This is a genomic window from Xanthomonas citri pv. citri (assembly GCF_000961215.1).
Classification (GTDB): Bacteria; Pseudomonadota; Gammaproteobacteria; order Xanthomonadales; family Xanthomonadaceae; genus Xanthomonas; species Xanthomonas cissicola.
In genome coordinates this window covers 2,024,364-2,036,064 of sequence record NZ_CP008998.1, presented here as the reverse complement: position 1 = coordinate 2,036,064, position 11,701 = coordinate 2,024,364, and the positions used below count along the sequence as shown (strand labels likewise).

The following is an 11,701-nucleotide window of genomic DNA, read 5'->3' as shown; positions in this document are numbered from 1 at the left end:
AAAACGATTGGCTATGAGGAATTGCACAAGAAAAAAGCCGCGCACTGCGCGGCCTTTTTCGTTTTCGATGCCGATATCGGCACAACCGGGGCCATCAGCCCTCCATCTGCTCCAGCTCCTTGCCCTTGGTCTCGTAGACGTACTTGAGTACGAAGAACACCGAGATGAAGGCGGCGACGGTGTAGATGCCGTAGGCACCGGCCAGACCGATACTGCCGAGCAGGATCGGGAAGCTGACGGTGATGGCGAAGTTGGACGTCCACTGCGCGGCACCGGCAATGGCCAGGCCCGAGCCGCGGATCTGGTTGGGGAACATTTCGCCCAGCATCACCCACATCACCGGGCCCCACGAGGCGTTGAAGAACACCACATAGACGTTGGCGGCCACCAGGGCGAGCATGCCCATGGCATCGGACATCGCAAGCTTGCCGTTGGGATCCAGCGAGGCAGTGGCAAACGCGTAGGTCACCAAGGCCAGCGAGACGGCCATGCCGGCCGAGCCGATCCACAGCAGCGGCTTGCGGCCGATCTTGTCCACCAGCATCACCGTGACCAGGCAGGCACCGATGCTGAGGCCGCCGGAAAGCACGTTGATCAACAGCGCATCCTGCTCGGAGAAGCCCACTGCCTGCCACAACACCGCGCCGTAGTAGAACACCACGTTGATGCCGACCAGTTGCTGGAACACCGCCAGGCCAATGCCGATCCAGACGATGGGGCGGATCTTGCCGGTGGCCTTGTTGATCAGGTCGGAGAACTTGGGCTTGTGCTGGTCGGCCGCCATCGAGGCGGAAATCTCGCCCAGCTTGGTCTGCGCGGCGGCGTTGCCGTACAGGCGCTTGAGCACCACCAGCGCCTGCTCGCGGCGACCCTTGACCACCAGATAGCGCGGGCTTTCCGGGATGACCAGCAGCAGCAACAGGAACAGGATGGAGGGAACCGCCTGCATCCAGAACATCCAGCGCCAGGCGGCCTGCCCGGCCCAGAGCGGCTCGGTGGAGGCACCGGCGGCGTTGGCCAGCAGGTAGTTGCTCAGGAATGCGCAGAACAGCCCGCTGATGATGGCGATCTGCTGCATCGTGGCGAGCCGGCCGCGGTAGCGCGCGGAGGCGACCTCGGCGATGTAGGCCGGCGAAATGACGCTGGCCGCGCCCACCGCAAAGCCGCCCATCACGCGCGCAAAGATGAAAAAGGCAGAGCTGTGCGAGGCGCCGGCCCCGATGGCCGAGAGCAGGAACAGCGCCGCGGAAATGATCAGGACCGCGCGGCGGCCCCAGCGGTCGGCCAGGCGGCCGGCAAAGAAGGCGCCGATGGCGCAGCCCAGCAGCATCGAGGCGACCTCGAAGCCCGTCTCTGCGGCAGTGGACTGGAAGGTCTGTTTCAGGCCGTCGACGGTGCCATTGATCACGCCGCTGTCGAAGCCGAACAGGAAGCCACCGATCGTGGCCACGCAACTAATCAGGATGATGAAACGGGTGTTCTCGCCGGCATCGGGGGCGCCGTCAATGGAAACACTGGACATGGGTTCACCTGGGAACATGCAAGGGAGCGTCCACGGGGGTGGCCGCCATCGGCCGGCGACGCAATGCGCCGCCGGCCACGGGACATCAACGCGTCAGATACTGATTGATCAGGTTTTCATACGCTTCCTGGCGGCCGCTGATCTGCTGGGGCGCATTGCCGGCCGCATGCTTGGCCAGATCCGCCAATGTGGTCTTGCCTGCGGCAAAGTCCGCGCCCGCGCCGCTGTCGAAGCTGGCGTAACGCTCGGCGCGCCACTGTTCCAGCGGCGAGGCGGTCAGCAGCGCGTTGGCCACTTCCAGCCCGCGGGCGAACGCGTCCATGCCGCCGATGTGGGCCAGGAACAGGTCCTGCGGGTCGGACGATTCGCGACGCACCTTGGCATCGAAGTTCAAGCCGCCCGGTGCCAGCCCGCCCTGCCGCAGCACCACCAGCATGGCGCCGACGGTGTCGTACAGATCGGTCGGGAACTGGTCGGTGTCCCAGCCGTTCTGCGCGTTACCGCGGTTGGCATCGATGCTGCCGAGCAGGCCGGCATCGGATGCCACCTGCAGGTCGTGCTCGAAGCTATGGCCCGACAAGGTGGCGTGGTTGGCCTCGATGTTGAGCTTGAAGTCCTGGTCCAGGCCATGCTGACGCAGGAAGCCGATCACGGTGGCGCTATCAAAATCGTACTGGTGCTTCATCGGCTCCATGGGTTTCGGCTCGATCAGGAAGTTGCCTTTGAAGCCGATGCTGCGGCCGTAGTCGCGCGCCAGGGTGAGGAAGCGCGCCATGTTGTCCTGCTCGCGCTTCATCTGCGTGTTGTGCAGGCAGGCATAGCCTTCGCGCCCGCCCCAGAACACGTAGTTTTCGCCGCCCAGCGCCACCGTGGCATCGATCGCGGCCTTGACCTGCACCGCCGCACGCGCCACGACATTGAAGTCCGGGTTGGTCGAGGCACCATTCATGTAGCGCGGATGCGAGAACAGGTTGGCCGTGCCCCACAGCAGCTTGATGCCGGTGTCGGCCTGGCGCTGCCTGGCAACGCCCACCATGTGCTTGAGGTTGCTCTCGTACTCAGTGATGTCATCGGCATCCGGCGACAGGTCGATGTCGTGAAAGCAGTAGTACGGCACGCCGAGCTTGGTGAAGAACTCGAACGCCGCATCGGCCTTGGCTTCGGCACGGTTCAACGCGGTATCGCCCACATCCCACGGATACGCACGCGTGCCCGGGCCGAACGGATCGGCGCCATTGCCGCAGAAGCTGTGCCAGTAGGCCACGGCAAAGCGCAGATGCTCGGCCATGGTCTTGTCGCCGATGGTCTTGTTGGCGTCGTAGACCTTGAACGCGAGCGGGTTGTCCGAATCGCGGCCTTCGAAACCGATCTTGCCGATGCCGGGGAAATATTCTTTCGCGCCGATGTACACGGTGTTGCTCATGGGGTGTGAAGTCCTTGCTGCTGGGGGAGTTGTAGAAAAACTATCGATCAACCGGCGTAGAGCGGGCTGACGACATGCAGGTGCTTGAGGAAGGTCTGATAGTGCTGCTGATACTGGGCCACATGCTGCGGGTTGGGCTGTGCGGCAAGCGCATCGTCCACCTGCAGGTGCTCCAGCACCACGTCGGCCAACGCCGCATCGCCGCCATCGGCGCGCTCGCAGGCCCACAATGCCTGTAGCGCGGCACCGAACGCAGCGCCTTCGGGCTGGGTCGGCACCACGACCTGCAGGTTGAAGATGTCGGCCACCATCTGCCGCCACTGCGCGCTCTTGCTGCCGCCGCCGGTGAGCAGGATGGTATCGAACTGCAATCCCGCAGCAACGAAGGCATCGAAGCCGTTGCGCAGGCTGTAGGTCGCACCTTCCATCGCGGCGCGATAGAAATGCGCGGCGGTGGTGTTGTGCAGATCCATCCCGAACAGGCAGCCGCGCGCAGCCGGCAGATCCGGGGTGCGCTCACCGTTGAAGAACGGCAGCAGCACCAGCCCGTCGGCGCCCGGCGCGGTGTCGGCGATCATCGCTTCGGTCTGGTCGCGGGTGATGGAGAACATGCGCATCACCGCCTCGGTGGCGACGGTGCAGTTCATCGTGCAGATCAAGGGCAGCCAGCCGCCGCTGGAGGAGCAGAACGCGGCCCAGCGCGCCTCATCGTCCACCACCGGGTGATCGGCATAGGCGAACAAGGTGCCCGAGGTGCCCAGGCTCATGGTCAGGCGCCCGGGCACTACGTTGCCGGTGCCGATGGCGGCCATCATGTTGTCGCCGCCGCCGGTGGTGACGCGCACGCCGGCCGGCAGATTCAATGCCTGGGCGGCGGCATCGGATAAGGCATAGACCGCGCCCGTGTCCACCAGCGGCGGCAACGCCTCGCGCAGGTCGCGTTGTGCGTCGACCGCACTCAGCATGCGCTCGGACCACTGCCGCGTGCGCACGTCCAGCCAGCCGGTACCGGAGGCATCGCCCACTTCGGCAAAGCGCTCGCCGGTGAGCCAAAAGTTCACGTAGTCGTGCGGCAGCATCACCGTGGTCATCGCGGCATACGCATCGGGACGATGCTTGCGCGTCCACGGCAATTTGGAGGCGGTATAGCCGGCCATGATGGGGTTGCCTGCCGCGGCCACGCTGCCTGCGGCGCCGCCGACGGCGGCCATGATTTCATCGCATTCCAGCGCGGTGCTGGTATCGCACCACAGCTTGACCGGCGCGGTGACGCTGCCGTCGGCGGCCACCGGCACGAAGCCGTGTTGCTGGCCGGAGACGGAGATGCCGCGCACGCGCGCACGCTGTTCGCCATCGAGCTGCGCGAAGCAATGCACGATGCCGTCGATCCACCACTGCGCCTGTTGTTCGCGGGTGCCGTCGTCGCGGCTGATCAGCCCCATGGGCGCTGCGATGGTGGCGACCACGGCGCGATCCTGCGGATCGTAGGCCACCAGCTTGACGCTCTGCGTGCCCACATCCAGTCCTACATACAAGCTCATTGCGTCACCAATCGGTTGTTGTTGAGTCCCACCTGCTGGGTGCGGCCTGCGCCCAGTTCCAGGTCCAGGGTCTGCCCTGCGTAGGACAGTTGATAGCGCCCGCCACGATCGCTGTGCAAGCGTGCCTGCTGCAAGCGACCGCCCTCCCATTCCAGATCCACGCTGGCGCCGCCACGCACGCGCAAACCGCGCACGCTGCCGCGTGGCCAGGCCTTGGGCAAGGCCGGCAGCAGGAACACGCTACCGCCCCAGCTTTGCAGCAGCATCTCGGTGATGCCGGCGGTGCCGCCGAAGTTGCCATCGATCTGGAAGGGCGGATGTGCGTCGAACAGGTTCGGATAGGTGCGTTCTGGCGAAATCAGCAGTTGCAGGATGCGGTAGGCATGCTCGCCGTCGGCCAACCGCGCCCACAGGTTCAAGCGCCAGCCGATGCCCCAGCCGGTGGCGTTGTCGCCACGGATTTCCAGCGAGCGGCGTGCGGCCGCAGCCAGTTCCGGGGTATCGCGCAGATTGATCTGACTCGAGGGATGCAAGGCGTACAGATGCGAGACGTGGCGGTGGTTGATCTCCGGCGCCTGCATGTCCCAGTCCTGCTGCCATTCCTGCAACTGCCCCGCCTTGCCGATGCGGTTGGGCGGCAATTGCTCGCGCAGGGCGGCCAATTGCTGGGCCAACTGCGCATCGATGCCGAGCAACTTGCTCATGGCGATGCATTGCGCGAACAAATCGCGCAGCAGCTGCGCGTCCATGCTGGGCCCGGCGCACACGGCCGCACCGAAGGGGTGCTGGTTTTCCGGCGACATCGACGGATTGGTCACCATCGCGCCGGTCTGCGGATCGCGCATCAACGTGGCAACGAAGAACTCGGCGGCGCCCTTGAACAACGGGTAGACCTTGCTCAGGTACGCGCGGTCGCGGCCGTAATCCCAGCGGTCCCACAGTTGCTGCAGCAGCCATACGCCGCCCATCGGCCACAGGCTCCATTGCGCGCCGTCGATCGGGCCGGCCTGGCGCCACAGGTCGGTATTGTTGTGCACCACCCAACCCGGCGCGTCGTAGATCGCCCTTGCGGTGTGCGTACCGGTCTGGGCCAGATCGAACAGCATGGCTTCCAGCGGTTCAACGCATTCGTGCAATGCGTTGGCCTCGCTTGGCCAGTAGTTCATCTCGGTGTTGATGTTGATGGTGTACTTGCTTTCCCACGGCGGCTGCATCAGGTCGTTCCAGATACCCTGCAGGTTGGCCGGCTGGGTGCCGGGCCGCGAGCTGCAGATCAGCAGGTAACGTCCGTATTGGTGATACAGCGCAGCCAGTGCCGGATCATTGCCTTCGGCGAACCGCTGCACGCGTTCGTCGGTAGGCAGCTGCACGGCTTCGCTGCTGCCGAGGTCGATCGCCACGCGCCGGAACAGGCGTTGATGATCGGCCAGATGCGCACGCAACAGCGCGGGGAAATCCAGCTTGGCAGCCTTGCGCAGGCGTGCGGCGGTCAATGCGAGCGGATCGCCATCGACCGCATCGAAGCGTTGGTAACTGGTTGCTGCGCTGAGCAGCAACACCACTTCATCGGCCGCGTCGATGCGTAGACGGTCGCGCACCTGGCTCAGTTTGCCGCCACTGACCTGCGGCAGCACCCGCAATGCAAACCGCAACCTGCCTTCGATACCTGCAAAACTGCCGTTGCGACCACTGAACAGCAAACCGCCCGGCTCCGCGGTGACCTCGCCGGTTTGCGGGCTGTCGATGCCCACACGCAGCGAGATACCGCCGGGGCGGTCGCACGACAGCCGCACCACGATGCATTGCGCCTGCGCGCAGACGAATACCTCGCGCCGATGCACCGCGCCGCCGGAGCGGAACGTGGTGGTTGCCACCGCCGTGTCCAGATCAAGCTGACGGCGATAGTCGCTGATGCCGTCGGCGCGATCGAAATCCAGCAGCAGATCGCCCAACGGTTGATACGGCATCTGTTTGAGCGGACGCGAAAGCAGCTTGGCATCGGCCAGTTTTTCGGCTTCTGCGTAACGACCGGCGAAGATCAGCGCACGCACCTGCGGCAAAGCCGCCAGCGCGTCAGGGCTGGTTGAATCGTAGGGCCCGCCTGCATACAGCGTGTCTTCGTTGAGCTGCAGGCGCTCATGGGCAATACCGCCCCACACCATCGCGCCCAATCGCCCGTTGCCGACCGGCAAGGCTTCTACCCATTCATTGGCCGGTTCGCGGTACCACAGCTGCAGGGCCTCGGCAGCCGCGACGGGCGGGAGCGCGGTTGTTTTCGAAGCCTGCGTGGCCTGTGCAGCTGCCGGCACGGCGCCCAGGACCGCGATGGCGGCCCCGGTCGCCTTGCACAGCTCACGACGGGTCAGCACGGCAACCGCCGTGCTGACTGACCGGAACCGCGCGCACCTGCCTTGCGGCGTTCCGGCATCTGGGTGCTCATCGACTGAAAACGGCCTGCGATCATCGACGACGCGCTTTGCCCGACGCAATCTTGCGCTGCAACACGCTGACCGGCTTGCCGTCGTACTGGATGCTGGCGTCGGTCTTGGGCGCGAGCGCGCCGGCATCGTCGCGCGGGCCGTCCACGAAGCGCACGTTGATGGTGCGTTTGGCCTGCATGCCGGTCCAGCTGCCTTCGCGCTTGCCGATGCTCAACTCGCCTTTGGCCTGGTTCCAGACCAGTGGGATGCGGCTGAACTCGCCCTTCTCGTAGCCGTAGCCTTTGCCATCGTCTTCATACAGCGAGAACTGGCCATCGGCGCCGGTGTAGACCACCACGGTGAGCGGTGCGTCCGCCACCTGGTCGACGTATTCCTGCACCGGGCCGGTCGGCACGATGGAACCGGCACGCACGAACAACGGCATGCGCTCGATCGGCGCGGCAGCTTCGATGCTCTGGCCGCCCTCGTAACGCTTGCCGGTGGCGAACTCCAGCCAGCTGCTGCCGGCCGGCAGATACACCTGCCGCGAGGTGGCGCCGAAGCGGGTCACCGGTGCGACCAGGAACGCCGGCCCGAACAGGTACTGGTCGTTGATGTCGCGGACCTTGGGGTCGTTCGGGAAGTCCATCATCATGCCGCGCATGATCACGCCATCGCGCTGGTAGGTGTCGCCGGCCAGGCTGTAGATGTACGGCAGCAACGCAGAACGCAAACGGTTGTAGTAGGCCATGCTCTCGTAGAACGGCGTACCTTCCGGTGCGATGTTCCAGATCTCGCGATACGGGAACTGGCCGTGCGAACGGAAGATCGGCACGAACGCACCGAACTGGAACCAGCGCGTGTTGAGCTCGCGCCATTCCGGCAGGTGGGCCGGGTCCTGGTCTTCATAACGCTTCTCCACCGCAAAGCCGCCGATGTCGAAGGTCCAATTGGGCAGGCCCGACAGCGCCATGTTCACGCCACCGGAGATCTGGTCGCGCATGTCGTCCCAGCGCGAGACGATGTCCCCGCTCCACACTGCCACCGCATTGCGCTGGGTGCCGGCATAGCCCTTGCGCGAAAGGATGAACACGCGCTTGTCGTCGGCCGCGCGGTCGCCCACGTACACGCCATGCGTGTGCGGCAACGGGTAGGAGTTGAAGTATTCGGTGGACGAACCCAACGCGTTGGGCGTGGTGCGTGCCTTGCGCTCGGCGATGTCCAGATTCGAGTGCACGTCCGGCTCGTCGGCGTCCATCCACCAGGCGTCGAAGCCCTTGCTGTTGAGCTTTTCGTTGATCTGGCGCCAATAGATCGCCTGCGCCTTCTCCGAATACGGGTCGTAGAACGAGTTCTTGTAGCCCTTGCCGATCCAGTCCAGCTCACCCACTTCCACGTTGCGCTTGAACATGAAACCGGCCGCGTCCAGTTCCTTGTAGTTGGCCGTGGTGGGATAGAACTTGGGCCAGATCGAAATCATGATCTGCGCATGCATGTCGTGCACCGCCTTGACCATGCCGTCCGGATCGGGGAAGTGCTGCGGGTCGAAATCGTGCGAGCCCCAGGCATTCTCGGGCCAGTACGACCAATCCAGCACGATGTTGTCCAGCGACAACTTGCGCTTGCGGTATTCGGCCACTGCGCCGACCAACTCGTCCTGGCTCTTGTAACGCTCGCGGCTCTGCCAGAAGCCGTAGGCCCATTTGGGCAGCATCGTCGACTTGCCGGTGAGCGCGCGGTAGCCGGCAACGGCCTGATCGTAGGAATCGGCGGAGACGAAGTAGTAGTCGATCATCTGGCCGGCTTCGGACCACAGCGACAGGTCCTTCGCTTCGGCTGCCGGCAGCGGGTCGCGGTGCAGCAGCGCGATGTAGCTGGGGTCGATCAGGTCCCATTCGACCTTGACGGTGTGGCGCTGGCCCGGCTCAAGATCGAGCTTGAATTCGTGATTCCACGGATTCCAGTTCTGGCGCCAGCGATCGACGACCAGCTTGCCGTCCACGTACAGCTTGGCGTACTCGCTCGAATACAGCGAGAAGGTGTGCTCGCCACCGGTGAGCGCTTCGATCTCGCCCTCCCAGGTCACTTGCATGCGGCTGTTCTTGTCCTTGGTGATCGCCTTCTTGGGATACTTGGTCAGGTCGCTGAGGTACTGGTAGTTCACCTCGCTCTCGCGGCGTTCGAGGATGTGCTTGCCGTTGATCGCATAACGCGCGGTCAGCGCACCGGCCTTGCCCTTGGCGTCGTACAACGTCAACGTCTTGGGCAGCGGCTGCAGGCCGCGCGGGTCGCCCAGGCGGGTGATCGAATTGTTGTCCCACAACAGGCCGTAGTTGCGGCTGGACACCAGGTACGGCACCGCCATGTCGATGTTGTTCTGCTGCAGCTCGACATTACGGCCCTTCTGGTTCATCCAGCCCTGCTGGTGCTGGCCGAAGCCGTACAGCGCTTCGTCGTCGGGCGACTGGAAACGCTGACGCACGCTCAGGTACTGCTTGCCCTCCACGTTCAGCGGCGCAAAGCTGCGCCCGCCGGCCACTTCCGACAGCACCGGCTTGCCGTTGGCATCGGCAAAGCTGACATGGCCATCGACGGTGGAGATGCTGGCAGTGACCTTGCCGGTCTTCAGCTGCACGCTGTCGCCCTGCTCGGCAACCTGGAACGCGGTGTCGCCCTGCACCGGCACGCGCATCAGGCTGGGGCTGCGCGCGAAGTCGCCGTCCGGATCGGCGCTGACGCGGATGATGCCGGCATCGACCACCTGCAGGCGCACCGGTGCGGCGCCCTTGGCGCTCGGCACCACGGTGACGCCATCGGCGGCCTTGCGCACTTCCTGCGCGTGTGCGGCATTGGCCAGCAAGGCCAGCGACAACGCCAGGCACTGGGCCAGTGACGTACGTCGGTTGGCAGGCATGGCGCCGGCAGAACGGATGGTGGTTTGCATGATCACTCCCTTTGAATGACGAAACGGTGCCGCGGGGGCGGCAGCGCATGGGTAAGGCGAGGCGATGCCGTCGCGGCGGCGTCGCGGCGTGGTGGCAGGCGCGCTTATTTGTAGGTTGCCAGCTTGATCTTGAGCAGCTGCGGCACGCTGGAAAAATTGACGCCGTAATCGGTCTGGTCGCCATTCCAGTTGCGCTGGAATTTCCAATCGTTGCCTTCGTACACACCTTCCTCGACACGGTCGTAGATCATGTTGGCGGTGGCGTCGCTGGCCGGATGCAGGGTCACGCGCGCGTGGTAACCGGTGACCAGGAATTCGTCCGGGCTCAGTTCGGCGATCAATGCGGCGCCGATCGGTTCGGGATTGCCCGGCGGCTCGCCCTTGAACCAGAACTGCGGCACGCCATAGGTGATGGTGGCGCTCCAACGGTCGTTGAGCTTGAGCTCCTGCACGGCCTGGCCGGGTTCTTCGGCAGTGCCATGCAGCTTGCCTTCGGAAGCGGCCTTGGCGAACGGCCGCATCCCCATGCTGACCGCCTGAAATCCGAGCGCGAACGGCGCCAGCGTCTCTTCGTTGACGTGCTTGGCACCGAGCGGATAGTTGGAATAGCGGGTGTAGTCGATGCCGAAGGCCGACCAGCCGATGCCGTTGTGGCCCAGCGTGGGATACAGATAGCGCGCGTATTCGGGGCGGTTGCCGGTTTCGGCCACGAACAGCGCGTTGTCCGGGCGTGCGTAACGTTCCAGCACCGTGGTGTACATGCGGTATTCGGGCATGTAGATGTCCGGCGCCAGCAGGTCGATGTGCGGGCCGGCCGCCTTCCACACATCCAGCACGTTGTCGGTGGGTCCACCGCTGGCGTACTGGCCGGGCTGGCCCGGATTGAACGGGCCACGCAGCGCAGCATTGACGTACATCGGCAACGGATACTCGGCCTTGCCGGCTTGCGCTATCTGGTCGATGTAGCGGCCGATCGACCACGCGTGGAAGATCTCGTCGGCATCGGCACCGAACACCTGCGCCCAGGTGCCCGGCTGCTTGTTCATCCGTTTGATCAGCTCGTCCGGCACTTGGCCGTCGAACAGCTTCTGCGCCATCGGCGAGAAGTCGCGCACGCTGCCGTAGGTGCCCGCCTCGTTCTCCGGCTGGATCATGATCACGGTGTGCTGCGGGTCCACTTTTTTCAGGTGCTGCATGAAGGCGACGAATGCCTTGCGGTCGGCATCCAGGGTGGCCTGCGCATGCGGCGACAGCGAACCGATCGACTTGCCTTCGCGGGTGACCACGCGCGGGAAGCGCTGGTTGTCGGTCTTGACCCAATGCGGCGCGTACTGCGGGCCGTTGTTCTTCCAGGTCGCAAACCACAACAGCACCAGCCGTACCTTGTGCTCGCGCGCCTGATTGAGCAGCGTATCGACGAAGGAAAAATCGAACCTGCCTTCTTCAGGCTCCACCTGTTCCCAGGCGATCGGCACCTGCACGGTGTTGGGACCGAGCACCTGCATGGCCGGCCACACCTTGTCCATGATGCCGGGATAGTTGCTGGAGTTGTTGACCTGCGCGCCCAGGATCAGGAACGGCGCTCCATCGACCATCAACGCATGCTTGCCGTCCTTGCTGACGAACTGCGGCATCGGCGTCTGCGCCGCCGGCGCCGCTGCCGTGGCAGGCGTGGTCGCTGCGCTACCGGCAATCGGTGCGACTGCGGCTGGCTTGGCTTTGTCGTCCTGTTCGCCGGATTGGCACGCCGCCAGGGCCAGCGCCAACGCGGACAGCAGCAGCGGACGCAGGCGACGGCGTGCAGGGGAAGAAGCGATCACGCGTGCAACGGGGGAATGCATGGACATAAGG

General features: G+C 64.8%; 6 protein-coding genes. All 6 read right to left on the bottom strand.

Annotated features, from left to right (window positions below; all coding sequences use genetic code 11):
- Nucleotides 1-94 precede the first annotated feature (94 nt).
- The 6 genes from AMD14_RS09510 to galD all read right to left on the bottom strand — a co-directional run bounded on the left by AMD14_RS09510 (nucleotide 95) and on the right by galD (nucleotide 11,697).
- Nucleotides 95-1,522: a sugar porter family MFS transporter gene (locus AMD14_RS09510; protein ID WP_005924402.1), complete on the bottom strand. Its 1,428-nt coding sequence runs from the start codon at nucleotides 1,520-1,522 to the stop codon at nucleotides 95-97.
- An 85-nt stretch (nucleotides 1,523-1,607) separates the two neighbouring features.
- Nucleotides 1,608-2,945, bottom strand: coding sequence for a xylose isomerase (xylA, locus tag AMD14_RS09505; RefSeq protein WP_011051133.1), 1,338 nt, complete (start codon nucleotides 2,943-2,945; stop codon nucleotides 1,608-1,610).
- 47 nt (nucleotides 2,946-2,992) lie between these two features.
- Nucleotides 2,993-4,486: a xylulokinase gene (gene xylB / locus AMD14_RS09500; protein ID WP_040260547.1), complete on the bottom strand. Its 1,494-nt coding sequence runs from the start codon at nucleotides 4,484-4,486 to the stop codon at nucleotides 2,993-2,995.
- Nucleotides 4,483-6,855 carry a glycoside hydrolase family 95 protein gene (locus tag AMD14_RS09495; RefSeq protein ID WP_011051132.1) on the bottom strand — a complete coding sequence of 791 codons (2,373 nt, stop codon included), beginning with the start codon at nucleotides 6,853-6,855 and terminating at the stop codon, nucleotides 4,483-4,485. The genes xylB and AMD14_RS09495 overlap by 4 nt, the downstream gene beginning before the upstream one ends.
- Nucleotides 6,856-6,946: 91 nt before the next feature.
- Entirely contained in the window at nucleotides 6,947-9,850 is a 2,904-nt protein-coding gene (locus tag AMD14_RS09490) for a TIM-barrel domain-containing protein (RefSeq protein WP_011051131.1), read from the bottom strand.
- Between the two features lie 104 nt (nucleotides 9,851-9,954).
- Nucleotides 9,955-11,697, bottom strand: a complete 1,743-nt coding sequence (gene galD / locus AMD14_RS09485; RefSeq protein WP_033485297.1) for a GH35 family beta-galactosidase GalD — start codon at nucleotides 11,695-11,697, stop codon at nucleotides 9,955-9,957.
- Nucleotides 11,698-11,701 lie beyond the last annotated feature (4 nt).

Coding starts and splice junctions, on each gene's coding strand:
- galD (WP_033485297.1), bottom strand. CDS start 11,697: ATGTCCATGCATTCCCCCGTTGCACGCGTGATCGCTTCTTCCCCTGCA.
- AMD14_RS09490 (WP_011051131.1), bottom strand. CDS start 9,850: ATGCAAACCACCATCCGTTCTGCCGGCGCCATGCCTGCCAACCGACGT.
- xylA (WP_011051133.1), bottom strand. CDS start 2,945: ATGAGCAACACCGTGTACATCGGCGCGAAAGAATATTTCCCCGGCATC.
- AMD14_RS09510 (WP_005924402.1), bottom strand. CDS start 1,522: ATGTCCAGTGTTTCCATTGACGGCGCCCCCGATGCCGGCGAGAACACC.
- xylB (WP_040260547.1), bottom strand. CDS start 4,486: ATGAGCTTGTATGTAGGACTGGATGTGGGCACGCAGAGCGTCAAGCTG.